The sequence below is a fragment of the Pseudomonas sp. LBUM1679 genome (genome assembly GCF_059695565.1).
In genome coordinates this window covers 847315-868657 of record NZ_CP166774.1, presented here as the reverse complement: position 1 = coordinate 868657, position 21343 = coordinate 847315, and the positions used below count along the sequence as shown (strand labels likewise).

The window sequence follows — 21343 nt, the reverse complement described above, 5'->3', positions numbered from 1 at the left end:
CTTTGCTTAATTCATCCAGCCCTTGACCCAATCCATCACCGTTTCGCCGGATACGGGGCTGTCGCCACCGCAGGCGGGACCGGGAGGTGGCTCACTGCCGCGAATATACGGCATCTGCACCGCGCCTGGGCAGTTCACATCGGAGCCTTGTCCCGTACGCGAATCGACCCACGCTTGTACGATGTTGTCCGGCTGCGGCATGTCCAGCGGCAGCGGATCGGCCTTGCGCATGAAACTGGTCCAGACCTGCAACGCACCGGTGGCACCGGTGAAGGGCGTCTTGCCGTTGTCATCACGCCCCAGCCAGACCACGGCCAGCAAGTCCTGGCTGAAACCGGCGAACCAGCTGTCTCGCGAATCGTTACTGGTACCGGTCTTGCCGGCCAGCGTCAGGGTCTTGGGCAACACGTTATAGACCGAGCTGCCGGTGCCTTCACGCATGACCCGCTGCATTGCGTTCTGGACCAGGTAAATGGACGCCGGATCGAAGCTTTGCTGGATCTGGAACGGGTAACGCTTGAGCGGGTCGCCTTCGGCCGTCAGCACGCTGCGAATCCCGCGCATCGGCGTATTGAAGCCGCCGTTGGCCAAGGTCTGGTACATGGTCGCCACTTCGATCGGCGTCAGGCCACCGGCACCCAGCAACATCGACGGGAAGGCCGGGAACTCGCGACTCACCCCCAGGCGTGCCAGCGTCTTGAGAACATTGGGTACGCCCACCGCCAAACCGAGACGTGCGGTCGACAGGTTGTAGGAATGCGCCAGGCCTTGATAAAGGAACACCGTGCCATGGGAACGACGATCATAGTTCTGCGGTTTCCAGACCTGCCCGTCCGCACCTTTGACCGAGAACGAATCGTCCGACAACCAACTGGTCAAGGTGTACTGGCTCGGTTTCTCGAGGGCCGTCAGATAAACCGCCGGCTTGATCAACGAACCGATCGGTCGCACCGCATCCAGCGCCCGGTTGAAACCGGCAAAACCCGCCTGACGACTGCCGATCATGGCCTGGACTTCGCCGGTTTCCGGGTTGGTCACGACCATGGCCGCTTCGACTTCATCCGAGCCCTTGCGTCCGGACAGGCGCTTGAAGGTGTCATTGACCGAGGCCTCGGCTTTCATCTGCAGGATCGGATCGAAGCTGGTGAAAATCCGCAGGCCTTCTTCGGTCAAGTCTTCGTCGCGATAGTCTTGGCGCAGCTGACGCTTGACCAGGTCGAGGAAACCGGGAAACGAACTGTCGGCCAACTTGCCGCGAGTCGTCACGCCCAGTGGCATTTTCTTCGCCGCCGCGACTTGCTCGGCGGTGGCGACACCCTGTTGCTCAAGGACATCGAGCACCAGATTGCGGCGCTCGAGCGCCCGCTCGGGGTTGCGGCGCGGATTGTAATAGGACGGCCCCTTGACCATGGCCACCAGCATGGCGACTTGATGCAGTTTCAATTCAGACAACGGCTGCCCGAAGAAGAACTGGCTGGCCAGACCGAAACCGTGCACCGCGCGCTGGCCATCCTGGCCGACGAACACTTCATTGAGGTAAGCCTCAAGAATTTCCCGTTTGTCGTAATGCAACTCAAGCAACAGCGCCATCATGGCTTCGGTGAGCTTGCGGGACAGGCTGCGCTCACTGGTCAGGTAGAAATTCTTGACCAGCTGTTGCGTCAGGGTACTGCCGCCCTGGGTCATCTTGCCGCCAGAGGTATTGACCCAGACGGCCCGGGCAATCGACTTGGGCGACACGCCCCAATGGCTATAGAAGTCCCGGTCTTCCACGGCCACCAGGGTTTCCAGCAGATACGGCGGCACCTGATCGATTTTGATCAGAATGCGGTCTTCGAGATTCTTCGGGTAAATCCCGCCGATCAGGAGCGGCTCCAGCCGCACCACGGAAACCTTCGAACCCTTGGCCCCCGAGAGTTCAGCCACATAGTCGCCGGAGAATCGCACACGCACGGGCTGGGCGCTTTCCAGTCCTTCATAGAACTGGAAGCCACGGGTATTCAAGTCGACGGTATTGCCGTTAACCGCTGCAGCGCCGGGGCCGTTGCTCACGGCTTCGCGACGATAGCCCAGGGCATCGAGCTCGGTCAGAAAGTCAGCCTTGCTGAGCTTTTGTCCGACGAACAGTTCGAGCGGGCGCGCGTACACCTTGGCCGGGATGGTCCAGCGCTTGCCGGAAAACTTCTCCTGGACCACGGCGTCGAGGTAAACCGCGAATCCGGCGAGCACCACGAGGCCGACCAGACTGAGTTTAAGGGCCCAGCCCAGCCAGGGGCTCAGGCCTCTGGAAGGTGGTTTTTTGGGGGTGCGGGGGGATCGAGTACGAGTCATGGCGGCGGATTATACGCACTTTATCGATACTCGACAGAAGCCCTCGGAGGTTTGCGTCCGGCGGACTTGCGGCCATAATGACGGCCGTGAATTTTCCCCAGACTTTGAAGGAATGCCTGTGAGCCAGTCCCTGATCGCTGCCCTGCAAAACCCCGCCCTCTACCCGCATCCCGTGGATGGGTTCCAGGTCATCGAGACCCACATCTCCTGGGTCATTCTCACAGGCCCCTTTGCTTATAAAGTGAAGAAACCGATGAACTTCGGCTTTCTCGACTTCACCAGTCTCGACGCTCGTGAGCATTTCTGCGGCGAGGAGCTGCGTCTCAACCAGCGCCTGACCAATGATTTGTATCTCGAAGTGTTACCGATTACCGGCAGCCCGGAAGCGCCACAACTGGGCGGCGACGGCCCGGTCATTGAATATGCGCTGAAAATGCGCCAGTTCCCGCAATCCGGTTTGCTCAGCACCCTGCAGGCCAACGGCGAACTGACCACCACGCACATCGACGAGATGGCCGCACAGATCGCGCAATTCCACCTCAACGCGCCGAAAGTGCCCGCCGAACACGACGCCGGCACCCCGGACAGCGTCATGGCGCCGGTGCGCCAGAACTTCGAACAGATCCGTCCGTTCCTCAGCGACAAGGCCGACCTGCTGCAACTCGATGCCCTGCAGGCCTGGGCCGAAAGCAGCTTCGAACGCCTCAAACCGCTGTTCGCCCAGCGCAAGGCAGACGGTTTCACCCGCGAATGCCACGGTGACATCCACCTGGGCAACGCCACGGAAATCGACGGCAAGGTCGTGATCTTCGACTGCATCGAGTTCAACGAACCGTTCCGTTTCACCGACGTCTATGCCGACATCGGTTTCCTGGCGATGGACCTCGAAGACCGCGGCCTGAAGAGCCTGGCGCGTCGTTTCATCAGCCAATACCTGGAGCTGACCGGTGATTACCAGGGCCTTGAGCTGCTGAACTTCTACAAAGCCTATCGCGCACTGGTACGCGCCAAGGTCAGCCTGTTCAGCATGCCGGCCGAGGCCGACCCGGTGCATCGCGCCACCACCCTGCGCCAGTACCGCAACTACGCGAACCTGGCGGAAAGCTACAGCACCATTCCTTCGCGCTTCATGGCGATTACCCACGGCGTGTCCGCGGTCGGCAAGAGCCGAGTGGCCATGCGCCTGGTGGAAGCACTGGGCGCCATTCGCTTGCGCTCGGACGTAGAGCGTAAACGCCTGTTCGGCGAACAAATCGTGGTCAATGACCCGCAGGCCGGCATCTATAGTGCCGACGCCAGCGTCGCGACCTACCGCCGCCTGCATGAAATTGCCGCGGTGATCCTGCATGCCGGCTTTCCGGTAGTGGTCGATGCCACCTACCTCAAACGCGAACAGCGCGACAGCGCAGCGAAAATCGCCGAAGGCACCGGTGCGCCATTCCTGATCCTGGATTGCAATGCACCGCAAGCGGTGATCGAGAGTTGGCTGGCGCTGCGTCAGGCTGACAAGAATGACCCGTCCGACGCCAACCTGGCCATTATCGAAGCGCAGCAAGCCAATCGCGAACCGTTGACGCCCGCAGAGATTCTTTGCAGCAAACGCGTGCAGACCAACGAAAGCGGAACCCTCGACACCGTTGTCGCGCAAATCCGCCAACGCCTGCCCGGATTGTAAGATTGCGTTTCGACCGTGAAGCCCTCACCGGCTTCACGGTCGTCAATTAGTGGCACTACACTGGCGTCATAACACCAAGAGGTGATGTGACATGAGCCAGCCCAGACTTCTCGACACGCCGCTTTATGCCTTGCTGCACAAAGACGACATCGCAGGTTTCAACAACGAACGTCCCCAGGAAGGGATCATCGACATGGTCGGTGGCGATTTCCGAGGGCTCGACCTGCGTGAGCTGAATGCCGATGGCATCGACTTCACCAACGGCTATTTCCGCTCCGCCGACTTGCGAGGCATCGACTTCAGCCATTCGATCCTGGAAGGCGCAAGCCTGGCCCATGCGCAAATCTCCGGGGCCTACTTTCCGCCAGAGCTGAGTGCGGATGAAATCCTGATGTCGATGAATTTCGGGACACGCCTGCGCTATCGCACCCGCTGACACCACTTCACTTCCCTGACACGACGCAATTCACTGTGGGAGCGAGCTTGCTCCGGGCGGCGTTCCGACGAAGAGGGCGTGTCAGTCAATGATGATGTTGCCTGACACACCGCTTTCGTCGGAACGCCGCCCGGAGCAAGCTCGCTCCCACAGGGTTTTGCGTAGCCCTCCTCTACTGCTTTCGCAGACATCCCTTCAGCGCCAAGCGTCCCGCCTCTTAGAAGCATTTGCATTGAAACCAAGCAAACAATCACGCTTTTCCTACTGATGGCTACACTGCTGAGAGGCTCGTCCACGCACCGTTCGGCCGTCGCAAGGAGGCTTGATGAATGATGAACTGCAGCACCTGAAGAATCTTGGCAAGACATCGGCGCAGTGGCTGCATGCCGTGGGCATCCACAGCGCCTCGGACTTGCGTCGCCTGGGGGCGGTGGACGCTTACCGGGCCGTGCGCACGCGCGGGTTCCGGGCGTCCAAGGTGTTGTTGTATGCGATCGAAGGCGCCTTGATGGACGTGCACTGGAACGACATTCCTGCCGAGCGCAAGGAAGCCCTGAACAAACAGCTGGACGCCATTTCTTCGCGACACAAAAACTGAAAGCCGCCCGGCCCCATGATGACGGGGCTTTCCAATGAGCTGGTGGCCGATTTCAAGTAAATGAAAAATCAGCTGTTGACATGGTAATGAGAATCGCTATGATTATCACAGCTGGTCGCGAGACTGGTCGATATTTGAAAAGCCCTTGGTTCGGACTGTCAGATATCTCCTCATCAGGCTAATCACGGTTATTTGACCCGGCTCTTGCCGGGTCTTTTTTTGGCCGAAAGATTTGTACCGGCCAACCTGTCTTCAACTGAACGCATTCTCCGGTAGGAGCTGCCGAAGGCTGCGATCTTTTGATCTCTTTATTGTTACAGGACAGTCGCTATCCAGGCGACTCGATCCGATCCAACGCCCGATTTACCGCTAGCTCACCCAGCATGATGACCTGCGCAATGCCCAGCAAAGCGTTGCGCGACGTCCCCTGCAGATGATCTACCAGGTCTGTGGCCATGACATTCGCCGACGCCAGCGACTCACTCGCATAGGCCAGCAGTGTTTCGGTATCGAGCTCAGGGTTGACGGTGAAGAAGCCGCAGGGGGTTCGCGGGGTAGACATGATGTTGAAGGCCGAATCAGCGTCCGGCGGATCAGGCGTTACCTTGGACATATTTTCATTTCCTGATTGTGCAGCCACGCCTCGCTACTAATACAAGGGGTGGCGGCTGTACGCAGGTTAGTAGACCGGGGAAATGAAGAAAGCCGGCGCGCCCGAAGACGCCCTGCGCACAACCACCATCAAATTCAGGTATGGAAATACCTGTCTGGTAGTCGCTTGTGCACTCTTCAAATACCACGGGCTACTAAACCCGATCACTGACGATCAGTGACGCGAATCAAGTTACCGAGCAGGCTCGAGGCGCACAAGCCGGCGGATTCTGGCGTACCTGTAGGCAACGACGCAAGGTGCTGTAGCTTTCAGGAAGTCATCGTCAGAGCAATCCTACAATTTCAGCCAATCGGCCACCGCAGGATCAAAAGATCGCAGCCTCGTTTCACTCGACAGCTCCTACGGGGCCTCGTTGCTTGCCGAACTGCTTACGCATCTGCTCACAGTAATCCGGCGTTGGCATAGCCGGCGTGTACCAGACGTAATCGGCCATCGCCGGTGCGACCTCACTGCCCTGTTGAGCCAGCATCAGTACCGTCGGCGCCTCGGGTGCTCCCAGATCCAGCAGGTGAATCGGCACGCCGACGTCCTTGCGCGCATGGTAAGCCCCGGAAAAAAGCACTGAAGGATCAGGTGCGGCGAGCAGACGCTCGGCCATGCGCCGGTCACGCTGCTGCTGAACCGCCAGCATCGCCGGCATTTGCGAAGGGGGCAGCAGGCCGCAATGGGAATCGCTGACTTGCTGCAGCAGTTCGTCCTTGACCGAAGACGCGTTGGAGCGCGAGCCGCTCAAAGTGGGAGGGTTGGTATAGATGGCCCGGACTTCCGGCATGGTCAGGTTCGCGGACAGCAGCGGATACGGTTGGCTCAGGGCGAAACGAACGATCGGCCCATACAAATCCCAATTCCACCCCTCCTGCCAGGCCAAGGCAGCGGGCAAGTCCGCCGGGGGTGCCGAAGCGTGGCGAACTTCATCGACGCGTGGCTGCTGGTCCGGCGTGAGCATCTCCAGCAGCAGGCTGCCTTGCGGTCGGCGCTCACCCAGCGACTGCAACAGCCACAGTTGCAGTGCATGGTGATCGCGATTGTCATGCTGCTCGCCGATGATCAGCCGCGAAGGCTTGGCCAATTGCGCAACCAGTTCCTGCGGCGTCAGGCTCCGGCCGCTGCGCAAGTCGCGGATCTCACCGGCGATCGGGGGCGGTGTCGAAACATGCTGACAAGCACTCAGCAACAGGACTGCCAGAATCAACATTACACGCATGGGCTCATCCCTTTCAGACACTCAGCGGGCGATGATCAGCGGATGCCCACGCTCCGGATGCTGTTGCACCAGCACTTCCAGGCCGAAGACCGCCTTGAGCGGTTCCGGACGCAACACCTGCTCCGGGGTATCGAGTGCCACCGGGTGCCCGCCTTCGAGCAGTAGCAGGCGATCACAATAGCGCGCCGCCAGGTTCAGATCATGCAGGATCACCAATACCGCCGCGCCGCGATCGGCAAACTCGCGCACCGCTTGCAGGGTGGTGTGCTGATGCAGCGGGTCGAGCATCGAGGTCGGCTCATCGAGCAACAGGGTTTGCCCCGCCTCGCCCGGCCAGAGTTGTGCCAGTACCCGCGCCAGATGCACCCGCTGACGTTCGCCGCCAGACAAGGCCAGGTAGCTGCGGCCGATCAAATGCCCGGCATCGGCAGCCTGCAACGCGGCGGTGACGATTTCATCATCGCGGACCCGGCCGCTCTGATGGGGCAAGCGGCCCATGCCAACCACTTCTTCGACGCGAAAGGCGAAGTCCAGGGTCGATACCTGCGGCAGCACGGCCAGGCGCTGGGCGCGCAGTGCCCCGGTCCAGTGGCTCAACTCGCGCTCATCGAGCCAGACATTGCCCTGATCAGCCTGCAACTCGCCGCACAAGGCGCCGAGCAAGGTGCTTTTCCCGGCACCGTTCGGCCCCAGCACACCCAGGACTTCGCCCGGTTTAAGCTCGAGCGTGATGTCGGTCAGTACGATTTTTCGTCCCCGACGGATCTGCAGATTTTGCGTTCGCAACATCAGGCACGCCCTCGGAGCAGTAAATACAGAAAGAACGGCGCACCGATGAAGGCCGTGACGATCCCGATGGGCAACTCGGCAGGCGCCAGCGCCAGTCGTGCGACCAGATCGGCAAACAACAAGAGACTGCCACCGGCCAGCACCGAGGCCGGCAACAGCACGCGATGATCAGGACCCGCCAGCAGTCGCACCAAGTGCGGCACCACCAGACCGACAAAGCCGATCATCCCTGCCGCCGCGACTGCCGCGCCGACCCCCAGCGCGGTGCAGAACACCAGCTCGCGCTTGAGCCTTTCGACATCGATGCCCAGGTGACCGGCCTCCGACTCTCCCAGCAGTAACGCATTCAGCGCCTTGGCCCGGCGCGGCAGCCACAGCGCCACGCCCACCGTGATCAGCAACAACGGCCAGAGTCGCGCATAGCTGGCGCCGTTCAGGCTGCCCAGGTTCCAGAATGTCAGCGTACGCAGGGTCGCGTCGTCGGCCAGGTAGGTAAACAGCCCCACGGCGGAACCGGCCAGCGCCGTCAATGCGATACCCGCCAACAGCATGGTTGCGACATGGGTCTGCCCGTTGCGCCGGCCCAGTCGATACACCAGCGCCGTGACGCCGAGCCCGCCTAAAAAAGCGCACAGCGACAACAGGTAAGGCCCGAAGGCTTCCGGCAGGCCGCCGAATAGCGAACCGCCGACAATGGCGATCGCCGCGCCCAGCGCCGCGCCGCTGGAAACCCCGACCAACCCCGGATCTGCCAGCGGGTTACGAAACAGCCCCTGCATTGCCACGCCGGACAATGCCAAAACGCCCCCCACCGCCAAACCCAACAGCGTGCGCGGCAGGCGAATCTGGCCGAGGATCAGTTCGGCCTGCTCGAGACCGTCGGGCGCTATGGGCAAGCCGATCAGCCGCAACGCCGCGCGCAAGGTATCGAACAGCGGCAAGCTGACGGGGCCCAGCGCCAACGATAGCCAGACCGCCAGCAAACACAGCAGGCTCAGGCCAATAAACAAAGCACGAGGGTTAACCAGGATGGTCATTGGCCGGCAGAACCGGGGAAGAAGCCGTCAGCCAGTGATTTCAACGCGTCGGGCAACCGCGGCCCGAGACCACCCACCAGCAAGGTTGGATCGAGCTCCATCACTCGCCCGTCCTTGGCCGCGCGGGTCGAGGACAGGATCGGATTTTCCTTGAACAGTGCTGCGCGCGCGGCGGCGCCGGTGAGCGCACGATCGGCGAACACCAGCACGTCAGGATCCAGACTGACCAACGATTCGACAGAAAAAGGTTTGTAGCCGGAATGTGTTGCCAGGTTGTGCCCACCGGCCTTTTGCAGCAACCAGTCGGCGGCGGTGTCCTTGCCGGCGATCAGCGGTTTGCCACCGGCGTGACCGAGCAGCAACAGCACGCCCGGCGACTTTTCCTTCAACTGCGCCCGGGTGACCCGGACCTTTTGCTGCTCGAGTTGCTGCTGATACGCCTGCAGCAATTGCGCCGCCCGGTCTTGCGCGCCAAGCAATTTGCCCAAGTGCTGCAGATTAGCCTGCAAGGTCGGCAGATCCGGCTGGGCGGAAAACAGTTCGACTTGCACGCCGGCACTGCGAACCTGCGAAAGCACCGGCGGCGGCCCCATTTCTTCGGTGCCTATCAGAATCTGCGGGCGCAAACTCAAAATACCCTCCGCCGACAATTGCCGTTGATAACCGATACTGGGTAGGGCCTTCAGGGATTGCGGGTGTTGGCTCGTGGTATCGACACCCACCAGTTTCGATTCCCCACCCAGGGCGCTGACCCACTCCGACAGCGCGCCACCGGCACTGACCCAACGTTGTGGCAACTCGGTCGCTGCGCCGTGACAACTGACGAGAAGTCCGACACAGAGCGCAGCAACGCGGGTACTCAGGCGCATAAACAGCTTCCTTGAAAGTTTTTCCCAGGCATCGAGATGACAGGCCAAGTATCCTCGGCTTCCGTTACCTGCCCAGCCGATGGGCGAAGCGGTCATTTGATAATTGTTTGCATTTGAACGTCAAGCTCGGACATATCCGGTCACCAGACGCGGCACTTGAGGATAGACATGAAGTTTCTTTGTACTGGCGTCGAGCTGGCGGATAACAGCAGCCGCGGTTTCGACCTCGACGGCCAGAAACTCTTTGCCGTGCGCCGGGGCGGTCAGGCCTACGTCTATATCAATCGCTGTCCGCACCGTGGCGTGGGGCTGGAATGGACCCCCAACCAGTTTCTCGACCCCAGCAACAGCCTGATCCAGTGCGCCACCCATGGCGCACTGTTTCTGATCGAAGACGGCGAATGCGTTGCCGGCCCGTGCGCCGGGCAATCCTTGGCCAGCGTTGCCTGCCGCGAGGACGACCAAGGGATCTGGGTCAGTCTTTAACTGTTGAGCAACACGTCCAGTCGTCGATCGACCACCATCTCTTCGTGGCTCAACCGAACGCCGTAGGCCAATACCTCGACCCCACAGGCCACCGCCTCACGCAGTGCAGCGGCGTAGGCTGAATCGATTTCTTCGGCAGGACGTACCGCATCGATTCCGCTGAGGTTCACGCAATACAACTGCACCGCGCGAATCCCGTCCCGGGCCAGATGGGCCAGCTCCCGCAAATGCTTGGCCCCTCGCTGCGTCACCGCATCGGGAAAGGCCGCCACCAATGAGCCGTCGTAACCCAGGGTGACACTTTTGACTTCCACATAGGCCGGGCCGCTCGGGTAATCGAGGCGGAAATCGATGCGGCTGCTTTCCTGACCATAGGCCACTTCACGCTTCAGTCCGGTAAAGCCGTTCAGCTCGCTGATGACGCCGGCCCGCAACGCCTCCTCGATCAAACCGTTGGCCCGCCCGGTGTTCACGCAAAACAGCCGCCCCTGGGGGGTTTCGCCTACTTCCCAAGTGCCGGGCAATTTGCGTTTCGGATCATTGGAACGACTGAACCAGACCTGCCCGCCCTCAACCTGGCAATTGAGCATGGACCCGGTGTTCGGACAGTGAATGGTCAGCAACTCGCCGTCAACGGTCTCGATATCCGCGAGAAAGCGCTTGTAGCGACGGATCAGGCGACCTTCTTCAAGTGGAGGATGAAAGCGCATCAGCCTTGCCAGCTCCGCAAACCGCGCGCAATCCGCTCGACCGCTTCCTGCAAGCGCGGCAGGCTTTGGGTGTAGGCAAACCGCACATGATGCCCGGCCTGATAACGGCCGAAATCCAGTCCAGGGGTGATCGCCACATGCTCGGTTTCGAGGAAATGTCGGCAGAACGCGAAGGCATCGCCGCCAAACTTGCTGATATCGGCGTACAAGTAAAAAGCCCCTTCCGGCTCCACGGCGATACCGAAGCCCAATTCCCGCAAGGCCGGTAGCAAGAAGTCCCGACGCCGGCCAAATTCGGCGCGACGCTCTTCCAGGATGCTGATGGTTGCTGGCTCAAAGCAGGCCAGTGCGGCGTGTTGGGCCATGCTTGGGGCGCTGATGTAGAGGTTCTGGGCGAGCTTTTCCAGCTCACCGACCGCGGCTTCGGGTGCCACCAGCCAGCCGAGTCGCCAGCCGGTCATGCCGAAATATTTTGAAAAACTATTCAGGACAAAGGCACTGTCATCGACTTCCAGCACGCTGGCCGCGTCGGTGCCGTAGGTCAGGCCGTGGTAGATCTCGTCCACCACCAGATGACCGTGGCGCTCTTTGATCGCGGCGGACAGGCCCGCCAACTCGTCGCGAGTCAGGATGGTCCCGGTTGGATTAGCCGGCGACGCCACCAGTGCACCGACGCTGTCGTGATCCCAATGACGGGCCACCAGGTCCGGCGTCAGCTGATAACGCACGTCCGGACCTACTGGAACAAGCTGCGCCGCGCCTTCCACCAGCCGCAGGAAATGCCGGTTGCATGGGTACCCCGGGTCCGCCAGCAGCCAGTGCTTGCCCGGGTCCACCAGCAGGGCGCTGGCCAACAACAGCGCACCGGAGCCGCCGGGAGTGATGAGAATGCGCTGTGGATCGATATTCAACCCGTAACGCTGCTGATAGAAGCCTGAAATGGCCTCGCGCAACTCAGGGATGCCGCGCGCAGCGGTGTAGCGGGTCTTGCCCGCCGTCAGTGCCGCCTGGCCGGCCTGGATGATCGGCTCGGCGGTGGTGAAGTCCGGCTCGCCGATTTCCAGGTGGATCACGTCGTGGCCGGCGGCTTGCAGTTCGTTGGCCCGCGCCAGCAGCGCCATGACGTGGAAAGGTTCGATCGCGCGACTGCGGGCACTGTAGGGCTGAGCCATTGGCCTTCCTTCAACAGGGAAAAAAATCGATTCTACCCAAGCGCAGGAACGAGCGAGAACCTAAAGCGGTCAGAGCCGTATAACTCTGGTCTCAAACGACTCAAGCGTGTGCCCCAGGTTTGACTAAAATCAATATTTGATCAGGTCTCCAGCACCACCAGACAAGGCTTTGCAAGCATTTGCAAGCACCGAAGGCCACTACCTCGACATCCGGGAGTAGCGCGGTCCGATTTGATCTGGTAAGTTCGCCCGCTTGCAGCCGCAGGGCCGGCAGGTGTCGGTGATGGAGCAATCCTGCGCAATGGATTACAAGAGTAGAGGCGGTCCATTTCATGCCCACCCAAGCAAAGCAACACAATCAGTCGATCAGCGGCTTCGAACCCTACAAAGAAGTGAAGGGCGAGGAATACATGGGCAAGCCCATGCGCGCTCATTTCACCAAGATCCTGAATAAGTGGAAACAGGACTTGATGCAGGAAGTCGACCGCACGGTTGATCACATGAAAGACGAAGCGGCCAACTTCCCGGACCCGGCAGACCGTGCCAGCCAGGAAGAAGAATTCAGCCTCGAATTGCGCGCCCGTGATCGCGAGCGCAAGTTGATCAAGAAAATCGACAAGACCCTGCAATTGATCGAAGACGAAGAGTATGGCTGGTGCGAGTCCTGCGGCGTCGAAATCGGCGTCAAACGACTGGAAGCCCGTCCTACCGCCGACATGTGTGTCGACTGCAAGACCTTGGCGGAAATCAAGGAAAAACAAGTCGGCAAGTAATGTCGGGTTGAATGAAGAACGGAGCGTGCGAACGCTCCGTTTTTGTTTCTGATATTTGCCGGTAGCAGTTGTGTCTTTAAAATCGCCATCGCGAGCAAGCTCGCTCCCACATTGGATCTGCGGCGTTCACAAATCCAGTGTGGGAGCGAGCTTGCTCGCGATGGCGGCATCACGCCGTGCGCTTAACTAGCGCCAAAAAAAGTAATAATCCTGCCATGACTGCCATCGTCTCCCCTACCTACATCGGACGCTTCGCCCCCACGCCCAGTGGACACCTGCATTTCGGTTCGCTGGTCGCCGCGCTGGCTTCGTACCTCGACGCGCGCGCGGTGGGTGGCCGCTGGCTGATGCGTATGGAAGACCTCGATCCGCCGCGGGAAGAACCCGGCGCCCAGGCGGCCATTCTCAAGGCACTGGAAAGCTACGGTTTCGAGTGGGATGGCGAGATGGTCCGACAGAGCGACCGGCACGCTGCCTACGCCGAAGTCATCGATCGCCTGTTCAAGCTTGGCCTGGCTTATGCCTGCACCTGTTCGCGAAAACAGCTCGAGCGGTATCATGGGATTTATCCGGGCCTGTGCCGCAATGCCGGTCACGGCATCGAAGATGCCGCGATTCGCCTGCGAGTTCCCGAGCTGGAATACCACTTCATCGACCGGGTCCAGGGTGAATTCCGCCAGCACCTGGGGCGGGAAGTCGGCGATTTCGTGATCCGCCGCCGCGACGGGTTCTACGCCTATCAACTGGCGGTGGTGCTGGACGATGCCTGGCAAGGCATCACCGATATTGTCCGTGGCGCCGACCTGCTGGACTCCACCCCGCGCCAGCTCTACCTGCAAGAACTGCTTGGTCTGCCGCAACCGCGTTACCTGCATATCCCGCTGATTACCCAGCCCGACGGTCACAAGCTCGGCAAGTCGTACCGTTCGCCGCCGTTGAGCGAAGATCAGGCCACGCCCTTGTTGCTGCGTGCGTTGCGCGCACTCGGACAAAACCCCGGCGCGGAACTGGCTTACGCCACACCACGGGAAGTGCTGGACTGGGGCATTGCCCACTGGGATGCACTGAAGATCCCGCGCACACTCAACCTGCCCGAAGCGCAACTACAGTGATCACACTTGCAGTGGCGCGCCCATCCGTTACCATCGCCGCACGTTTTCGGGCACGCGCATAAAGAAGAGAGGCCGGGATGTACATCTATCGCTTGGTCCTGCTCCTGGTAGTGGGGATTTATCTGTTCTCCCCGGCCATCATGGATTGGTGGATCGACGCTACTGGCGCCTGGTATCGCCCCTATCTGCTCTGGCTGATCCTGATCGTCGTGACCTTCATCCTGCAGAGCCAAAAAGATGCCGATGAGCTTTAGCCTGACCCAGATGATCCTGATCAGCGCCGCCTACCTGGCGGTGCTGTTCGGCGTCGCCTGGGTCAGCGAACGGGGCATGATTCCCCGGGCGATCATTCGCCACCCGCTGACCTACACCCTGTCGCTGGGCGTCTACGCCAGTGCCTGGGCGTTTTACGGCACGGTGGGCCTGGCCTACCAGTACGGCTATGGTTTTCTGTCCAGTTACCTCGGGGTCTCCGGGGCGTTTTTGCTGGCGCCGGTGTTGCTGTATCCGATCCTGAAGATTACCCGCACCTATCAGCTGTCTTCCCTGGCCGATTTGTTCGCGTTCCGCTTCCGCAGCACCTGGGCCGGGGCGCTGACGACCATCTTCATGCTGATCGGCGTACTGCCGTTGCTGGCCTTGCAGATTCAGGCGGTGGCCGACTCCATCGGCATTCTCACCCGGGAACCGGTGCAGCATCGCGTGGCCTTGAGCTTCTGTGCGCTGATCACCTTATTCACGATCTTCTTCGGTTCGCGCCATATCGCCACCCGCGAGAAGCATGAAGGCCTGGTGTTCGCGATTGCCTTCGAATCGGTGATCAAGTTGATCGCCATTGGCGGCGTCGGCCTGTACGCGCTGTATGGCGTGTTCGACGGCCCGCAACAGCTGGAATTGTGGCTGCTGCAAAACCAGACCGCCCTCGCCGCCCTGCATACGCCGCTCCAGGAAGGGCCATGGCGCACGCTGCTGCTGGTGTTCTTCGCTTCGGCGATCGTGATGCCGCACATGTATCACATGACCTTTACCGAAAACCTCAACCCGCGCTCCCTGGTGAGCGCCAGCTGGGGCCTGCCGCTGTTCCTGCTGCTGATGAGCCTGGCCGTGCCGTTGATTCTCTGGGCGGGCTTGAAACTCGGCGCCACCACCAACCCGGAATACTTCACCCTCGGCATCGGTATCGCCGCCAACAGCAAAGCCCTGGCGCTCCTGGCCTACATCGGTGGCTTGTCGGCGGCCAGCGGGCTGATCATCGTCACCACGCTGGCGCTGTCCGGGATGGCGCTGAACCACCTGGTGTTGCCGCTCTACCAGCCGCCGGCCGAAGGCAATATCTACCGCTGGCTGAAGTGGACGCGGCGGGCGCTGATCGTCGCGATCATCATGGCCGGTTACGGCTTCTACCTGTTGCTGGGTGCCGAGCAAGACTTGGCCAACCTCGGCATCGTCGCCTTTGTCGCCACCCTGCAATTCCTGCCAGGTGTGCTGTCGGTCCTGTACTGGCCGACCGCCAACCGCCGCGGTTTCATCGCTGGTCTGCTCGCCGGGATCCTGGTGTGGCTGGTCACCATGCTGCTGCCGCTGGTGGGCAATCTGCAGGGTTTCTACATTCCGCTGCTGAACATGATCTACGTGCTGGACGACACCAGTTGGCATATGGCCGCCATCGCCTCGCTGGCAGCCAACGTGCTGATGTTCACCCTGATTTCGCTGTTCACCAACGCCAGCGCCGAAGAGGCCAGCGCCGCCGAAGCCTGCGCCGTGGACAACGTGCGCCGCCCGCAACGCCGGGAACTGCACGCCGCCTCGCCCCAGGAGTTCGCCACGCAGCTGGCAAAACCCTTGGGCGCCAAGGCTGCACAGAAAGAAGTCGAACAAGCCCTGCGCGACCTTTATCTGCCATTTGACGAGCGCCGGCCTTACGCCCTGCGCCGTTTGCGTGACCGCATCGAAGCCAACCTGTCCGGCCTGATGGGGCCGAGCGTGGCCCAGGACATGGTCGAAACCTTCCTGCCCTATAAGGCCGGCGGCGAAAACTACGTGACTGAAGACATCCACTTCATCGAAAGCCGGCTCGAGGATTACCATTCGCGCCTCACCGGCCTTGCCGCCGAACTCGATGCCCTGCGCCGCTATCACCGCCAGACCTTGCAGGAATTGCCGATGGGCGTCTGCTCGCTGGCCAAGGATCAGGAAATCCTCATGTGGAACAAAGCCATGGAGGAATTGACCGGGATTGCCGCACAACGTGTGGTCGGTTCGCGCCTGAGTACCATCGCCGATCCGTGGAAAGCGCTGCTGCAAGGCTTCATCAATCTGCCCGACGAGCACTTGCACAAACAGCACCTGGCCCTCGATGGCCAGACCCGCTGGCTGAACCTGCACAAAGCGGCGATCGACGAACCCCTGGCGCCGGGTAACAGTGGCCTGGTGCTGCTGGTGGAAGACCTGACCGAAACCCAGATGCTCGAAGACAAGCTGGTGCACTCCGAGCGACTGGCCAGCATCGGCCGCCTGGCCGCCGGCGTGGCCCATGAAATCGGCAACCCGATCACCGGCATCGCCTGTCTGGCGCAGAACCTGCGCGAAGAGCGCGAAGAAGACAGCGAACTGAAGGAAATCAGCGGGCAGATCCTCGAACAGACCAAACGCGTGTCACGCATCGTTCAGTCGCTGATGAGCTTTGCCCACGCTGGCAGTCACCAGCACAGTGACGAGCCCGTCTGTCTGGCCGAAGTGGCTCAGGATGCCATCGGCCTGCTGGCCCTGAACCGACGCAATTTCGAAGTGCAGTTCTACAACCTGTGCGACCCCGACCACTGGGTCGAAGGCGACCCTCAGCGCCTGGCGCAAGTGCTGATCAACCTGCTCTCGAACGCCCGTGACGCCTCGCCTCCCGGCAGCGCGGTGCGGGTCAAGAGCGAAGCCGGCGAACACACGGTCGATTTGATCGTCGAAGACGAAGGCAGCGGCATTCCCTCGAGCATCATGGACCGACTGTTCGAACCTTTCTTCACCACCAAGGATCCTGGCGAAGGCACCGGTCTGGGCCTTGCACTGGTCTATTCCATCGTTGAAGAGCATTATGGACAAATCACCATCGACAGCCCGGCTGATGTACAAAGCCAACGCGGCACCCGAATCCGGGTGACATTGCCGCGTCATGTCGAAGCGACGTCCGCTGTGAACTGAGACCGTCGAGAGTATCGAATCAATGCCGCACATTTTGATCGTCGAAGACGAAACAATTATCCGCTCCGCCTTGCGCCGCCTGCTGGAACGTAACCAGTACCAGGTCAGCGAAGCCGGTTCAGTGCAGGAAGCACAAGAACGCTTCACTATTCCCACGTTCGACCTGATCGTCAGTGACCTGCGCCTGCCTGGCGCCCCGGGTACCGAGCTGATCAAGCTTGGCCAGGGCACGCCGGTGCTGATCATGACCAGCTACGCCAGCCTGCGTTCGGCGGTCGACTCGATGAAGATGGGCGCGGTGGATTACATCGCCAAGCCTTTCGATCATGACGAAATGCTCCAGGCCGTCGCGCGCATCCTGCGTGACCGGCAATCTGCGCAAGTCAGCGGCGAACCGGTCGCCGGCAAAGCCACCAATGGCGCGGCAAAACCGGGTGTCGACAACAGCAACGGTGAAATCGGCATCATTGGCTCGTGTCCGCCCATGCAGGATCTGTACAGCAAGATCCGCAAAGTCGCGCCGACCGACTCCAATGTCCTGATCCAGGGCGAGTCCGGTACCGGTAAAGAACTGGTGGCGCGTGCCCTGCACAACCTGTCCAGACGCGCCAAGGCGCCGATGATTTCGGTGAACTGCGCAGCCATTCCGGAAAGCCTGATCGAGTCCGAACTGTTCGGCCACGAAAAAGGCGCGTTCACCGGCGCCAGCGCCGGGCGTGCCGGCCTGGTAGAAGCGGCCGATGGCGGCACCCTGTTCCTTGACGAAATCGGCGAACTGCCACTGGAAGCCCAGGCCCGCCTGCTGCGCGTGCTGCAGGAAGGCGAAATTCGCCGGGTCGGCTCGGTGCAGTCGCAGAAGGTCGATGTACGCCTGATCGCCGCGACTCACCGGGACCTCAAGAGCCTGGCGAAGATCGGCCAGTTCCGTGAAGACCTTTATTACCGCCTGCACGTGATCGCCTTGAAACTGCCGGCCTTGCGCGAGCGCGGTGCGGACGTCAATGAAATTGCCAATGCCTTCCTGGCGCGGCAGAGCGCGCGAGTCAACCGCACCGATCTGAGGTTTGCCGCGGACGCCGAGCAGGCGATTCGTCACTACTCCTGGCCGGGTAACGTTCGCGAGCTGGAAAATGCCGTCGAGCGCGCGGTCATCCTGTGCGAGAGCCCGGAGATATCCGCCGAACTGCTGGGTATCGACATCGAGCTAAGCGATCTGGAAGAAGACGACTTCATCGGCCTGGCGCCGCAACAGGGTAACAGCGCCGGGAACAGCAGCCACGAGCCGACCGAAGACCTGTCACTGGAGGACTACTTCCAGCACTTCGTTCTCGAACATCAGGACCACATGACCGAAACCGAGCTGGCCCGCAAACTCGGGGTCAGTCGCAAATGCCTGTGGGAACGCCGCCAGCGCCTGGGCATTCCGCGGCGCAAGACCGGTGTGGCCAGCGAGAGCTGAACCGCAGCTGTCCGATGCGCGGGTAACACCTGACAAACGTGAAGAAACTGTTACCTCAGCTTTCTCACGTAACAGAAGCCGGGGCTTACGGTAACGTAGCCCCGGTTTTTTGGGCCTCGAAAAACCCGCCCGGGGCACGTAACCCCCTGTTTTGCTGGGCTTCACAAAAGTTGGCACGCACCCTGCTATATGTTTGGTACAAGAACAATAACAAGCAATGCACAAGACAATAAAAATAAGACGAATCGACTCACGCACAATAAAAACAAGACGGCGAGAGGCGCAGCTAACTGATTCTTTTGGAGAGGCGTTGTATTTGGGGCGTGCCCCACGACCAGGCCGAGAACAATAAAAACTGTCCTCAGACAGTACCTGAACTGGTTGGATCGCAAGATCACTGCAACACAGCGACCAAAGCAATCCGTTTGCTCTTGGCTCCCGATTGGGAGGGTCATGAAGGAAAATCTTCATGGCGAGGGCACTCAACAAAAACAAGAAGCCCGAATCAAAAATAAAAATAGAGCATGCAACTACTTTCTTGGGGAGCTTCGGCTCCCCTTGTAGTTTCCGCGATTCGCGCTCAAACCTGCTAACTGTAGGAGCAGCCGGTCGACGCTCGATTGCTCGCGAAAACCCCAAGGGCACCACTGGGTATCTGATTTAACGCGTTATCGTTCACGTTTTTCGCGAGCAAGCTCGCTCCTACATCTGCTGTCTCCTACACCATCCCCCGACTAAATGCTAGAATCCCCGCCCATCATGCGGTCATTCTTCGTTATGGCCGAACATTCCTTCAAACAGTGCATCCCATGCTGAAGAAGCTGTTCCAGTCATTCCGTTCTCCCAAGCGTCATACGCAACACATCCGCAGCACGCCTGAAGTGCTCAACAGCGGCCAACATTCGCTGCAAAAGGCGCAGTTCAGCCGTTACGCGGTGAATATCGTCGAACGCCTGCAGAACGCTGGTTACCAGGCTTACCTGGTCGGTGGTTGTGTGCGCGACATGCTGCTGGGCATCACGCCAAAAGACTTCGACGTCGCCACCAGTGCCACACCGGAACAGGTCCGGGCCGAATTCCGTAACGCGCGGATCATCGGGCGCCGGTTCAAATTGGTGCACATCCACTTTGGCCGCGAAATCATCGAAGTCGCGACCTTCCGCGCCAATCATCCGCAAAACGACGAAGAAGAAGACAGCAACCAGTCTTCTCGCAACGAGAGCGGACGCATCCTGCGCGACAACGTCTACGGCACGCTGGAAGAGGACGCGCAACGTCGCGACTTCACCATCAACGCCCTGTACTACGACCCTGTCAGCGAGCGCATTCTCGATTACGCCAATGGCGTACACGACATTCGCAATCATTTGATCCGCCTGATCGGCGATCCGAAGCAACGCTACCAGGAAGACCCGGTGCGGATGTTGCGGGCCGTGCGATTTGCCGCCAAGCTGAATTTCGGCATCGAAAAACACAGCGCCGCGCCCATTCGTGAACTGGCGCCGATGCTGCGCGAGATTCCGTCGGCCCGTCTGTTCGAAGAAGTACTCAAGTTGTTCCTCTCCGGTCATGCCGCGGACACCTTCGAGATGCTGGTCGACCTGCAGTTGTTCGATCCGCTGTTCCCGGCCAGTGCCGAAGCGCTGGAATACAACCCGACGTACACCCATACGCTGATCAGTGACGCCTTGACCAACACGGACCTGAGGATCAAGCAGAACAAACCGGTGACCCCGGCGTTCCTCTTCGCAGCCTTGCTCTGGCCGGCCCTGCCGGCGCGCGTCCTGCGTTTGCAGGAACGTGGCATGCCGCCCATTCCGGCCATGCAGGAAGCGGCCCATGAGCTGATTGCCGAACAGTGCCAGCGGATCGCGATCCCGAAACGCTTCACTATGCCGATCCGCGAGATCTGGGACATGCAGGAGCGCCTGCCCCGCCGCAGCGGCAAACGTGCCGACCTGTTGCTGGACAATCCACGCTTCCGCGCCGGTTACGACTTCCTGCTGCTGCGCGAAAGCGCCGGCGAGCAGACCGATGGCCTGGGCGAATGGTGGACCGATTATCAGGACGCCAACGACAGCGAGCGTCGGGACATGATCCGCGACCTCAGCGGCAAGGATGACGGCACCGGCGCCCCGCGCAAACGTCGCCGCAGCGGCGGCGCCAAGCGCAAACGCGCCGCTGGCGCACCGAGTGCCACGGGCGAGTAAGCCATGGAACGCATCTACATCGGCATGGGCAGCAATCTGGCTGACCCCGCCGAACAGTTGCGCAGCGCGATCGATGGGTTGGCGCAGTTGCCGCAGACCGAACTGGTCGGGGTTTCCGCGTTTTATCAAAGTGATTCGCTGCTGCCCGGGCAACCGCGATACACCAACGCGGTTGCCGCCCTCGACAGCACGCTTCCTCCACTGGAGCTGCTGGATGCGTTGCAAGCGATCGAAAACGAACAGGGCCGCGAGCGCCTGGAGCGTTGGGGGCCCCGTACACTGGACCTCGACATTGTTCTGTTCGGTGATCGGCTGATCGACGAGCCTCGCCTCAAGGTGCCTCACTACCACCTGCAAGAACGGGCCTTCGTGCTGTATCCACTGGCCGAGTTGGCGCCGGCGGATTTGCGCCTGGCCGATGGCCGCGCACTTTCGGAATTGCTCGCCAACTGCCCGTTCGTCGGCCTGGAACGCCTCTCCCAAAACTGACACCCCCCCTGTGGGAGCGAGCTTGCTCGCGATAGCGGCCTGTTATTCAACATTGATGCTGGCTGATCCACCGCTATCGCGAGCAAGCTCGCTCCCACATTGGTTTTGTGTCGAACATGAGATCGGTA

General features: G+C 60.7%; 19 protein-coding genes. 11 read left to right on the top strand and 8 right to left on the bottom strand.

Translation table 11 applies throughout. The features are described 5' to 3' along the window. Positions 1 to 6: 6 nt before the first annotated feature. On the bottom strand, positions 7 to 2331 hold the full coding sequence (gene mrcB / locus ACA062_RS03910) for a penicillin-binding protein 1B (RefSeq protein ID WP_497455295.1): 2325 nt from the start codon (positions 2329 to 2331) through the stop codon (positions 7 to 9). A gap of 118 nt (positions 2332 to 2449) precedes the next feature. Here mrcB and ACA062_RS03905 point away from each other — a divergent pair, with 118 nt between their 5' ends. From ACA062_RS03905 to ACA062_RS03895, 3 genes are all read left to right on the top strand, one after another. After that, the gene (locus tag ACA062_RS03905) at positions 2450 to 4006 is read left to right on the top strand and encodes a bifunctional aminoglycoside phosphotransferase/ATP-binding protein (protein WP_497455294.1); all 1557 of its coding nucleotides are present in this window, start codon (positions 2450 to 2452) and stop codon (positions 4004 to 4006) included. Positions 4007 to 4097: 91 nt separating this feature from the next. After that, a complete protein-coding gene (locus ACA062_RS03900) occupies positions 4098 to 4442 on the top strand; it encodes a pentapeptide repeat-containing protein (protein ID WP_497455293.1) in 345 nt (114 codons plus the stop codon). Positions 4443 to 4767: 325 nt separating this feature from the next. Continuing rightward, the gene (locus ACA062_RS03895) at positions 4768 to 5040 is read left to right on the top strand and encodes a TfoX/Sxy family protein (RefSeq protein ID WP_009050884.1); all 273 of its coding nucleotides are present in this window, start codon (positions 4768 to 4770) and stop codon (positions 5038 to 5040) included. Between the two features lie 328 nt (positions 5041 to 5368). Here the strand turns inward: ACA062_RS03895 and ACA062_RS03890 are convergent, their stop codons facing one another. From ACA062_RS03890 to ACA062_RS03870, 5 genes are all read right to left on the bottom strand, one after another. Continuing rightward, positions 5369 to 5653 carry a DUF6124 family protein gene (locus tag ACA062_RS03890; protein WP_497455292.1) on the bottom strand — a complete coding sequence of 95 codons (285 nt, stop codon included), beginning with the start codon at positions 5651 to 5653 and terminating at the stop codon, positions 5369 to 5371. 385 nt (positions 5654 to 6038) lie between these two features. Beyond that, positions 6039 to 6917: a ChaN family lipoprotein gene (locus ACA062_RS03885; protein WP_497455291.1), complete on the bottom strand. Its 879-nt coding sequence runs from the start codon at positions 6915 to 6917 to the stop codon at positions 6039 to 6041. 21 nt (positions 6918 to 6938) lie between these two features. After that, complete coding sequence (locus tag ACA062_RS03880) at positions 6939 to 7706, bottom strand: heme ABC transporter ATP-binding protein (protein WP_497455290.1); 768 nt, start codon at positions 7704 to 7706, stop codon at positions 6939 to 6941. Then, complete coding sequence (locus tag ACA062_RS03875) at positions 7706 to 8689, bottom strand: FecCD family ABC transporter permease (protein ID WP_497457356.1); 984 nt, start codon at positions 8687 to 8689, stop codon at positions 7706 to 7708. The genes ACA062_RS03880 and ACA062_RS03875 overlap by 1 nt, the downstream gene beginning before the upstream one ends. A gap of 50 nt (positions 8690 to 8739) precedes the next feature. After that, the gene (locus ACA062_RS03870) at positions 8740 to 9612 is read right to left on the bottom strand and encodes a heme/hemin ABC transporter substrate-binding protein (protein WP_497455289.1); all 873 of its coding nucleotides are present in this window, start codon (positions 9610 to 9612) and stop codon (positions 8740 to 8742) included. Between the two features lie 168 nt (positions 9613 to 9780). On the opposite strand from ACA062_RS03870, the gene ACA062_RS03865 reads away from it, so the two are divergent. Beyond that, complete coding sequence (locus ACA062_RS03865) at positions 9781 to 10098, top strand: Rieske (2Fe-2S) protein (protein WP_497455288.1); 318 nt, start codon at positions 9781 to 9783, stop codon at positions 10096 to 10098. On the opposite strand, the gene sfsA is transcribed toward ACA062_RS03865, so the two are convergent. Both sfsA and ACA062_RS03855 read right to left on the bottom strand, forming a co-directional pair. Then, positions 10095 to 10808, bottom strand: a complete 714-nt coding sequence (gene sfsA / locus ACA062_RS03860) for a DNA/RNA nuclease SfsA (RefSeq protein ID WP_497455287.1) — start codon at positions 10806 to 10808, stop codon at positions 10095 to 10097. The two genes, ACA062_RS03865 and sfsA, sit on opposite strands and share 4 nt — an antisense overlap. After that, complete coding sequence (locus ACA062_RS03855; RefSeq protein WP_497455286.1) at positions 10808 to 11980, bottom strand: pyridoxal phosphate-dependent aminotransferase; 1173 nt, start codon at positions 11978 to 11980, stop codon at positions 10808 to 10810. Before ACA062_RS03855 ends, sfsA begins: the two co-directional genes overlap by 1 nt. Before the next feature lie 332 nt (positions 11981 to 12312). Here ACA062_RS03855 and dksA point away from each other — a divergent pair, with 332 nt between their 5' ends. From dksA to folK, 7 genes are all read left to right on the top strand, one after another. Continuing rightward, positions 12313 to 12753: an RNA polymerase-binding protein DksA gene (gene dksA / locus ACA062_RS03850; RefSeq protein ID WP_497455285.1), complete on the top strand. Its 441-nt coding sequence runs from the start codon at positions 12313 to 12315 to the stop codon at positions 12751 to 12753. Between the two features lie 215 nt (positions 12754 to 12968). Beyond that, positions 12969 to 13865: a tRNA glutamyl-Q(34) synthetase GluQRS gene (gene gluQRS, locus ACA062_RS03845; RefSeq protein WP_497455284.1), complete on the top strand. Its 897-nt coding sequence runs from the start codon at positions 12969 to 12971 to the stop codon at positions 13863 to 13865. A gap of 77 nt (positions 13866 to 13942) precedes the next feature. Then, positions 13943 to 14119 (top strand): hypothetical protein, encoded by a 177-nt coding sequence (locus ACA062_RS03840; RefSeq protein ID WP_003176118.1) that lies wholly within the window; start codon positions 13943 to 13945, stop codon positions 14117 to 14119. Further along, the gene (locus tag ACA062_RS03835; protein WP_497438693.1) at positions 14103 to 17057 is read left to right on the top strand and encodes a sensor histidine kinase; all 2955 of its coding nucleotides are present in this window, start codon (positions 14103 to 14105) and stop codon (positions 17055 to 17057) included. The genes ACA062_RS03840 and ACA062_RS03835 overlap by 17 nt, the downstream gene beginning before the upstream one ends. A 22-nt stretch (positions 17058 to 17079) precedes the next feature. Further along, positions 17080 to 18516, top strand: a complete 1437-nt coding sequence (locus ACA062_RS03830; protein ID WP_497455283.1) for a sigma-54-dependent transcriptional regulator — start codon at positions 17080 to 17082, stop codon at positions 18514 to 18516. An 809-nt stretch (positions 18517 to 19325) separates the two neighbouring features. After that, positions 19326 to 20726 carry a polynucleotide adenylyltransferase PcnB gene (locus ACA062_RS03825; protein WP_497455282.1) on the top strand — a complete coding sequence of 467 codons (1401 nt, stop codon included), beginning with the start codon at positions 19326 to 19328 and terminating at the stop codon, positions 20724 to 20726. Between the two features lie 3 nt (positions 20727 to 20729). Next, positions 20730 to 21215 carry a 2-amino-4-hydroxy-6-hydroxymethyldihydropteridine diphosphokinase gene (gene folK, locus ACA062_RS03820; protein WP_497455281.1) on the top strand — a complete coding sequence of 162 codons (486 nt, stop codon included), beginning with the start codon at positions 20730 to 20732 and terminating at the stop codon, positions 21213 to 21215. Positions 21216 to 21343: the final 128 nt, after the last annotated feature.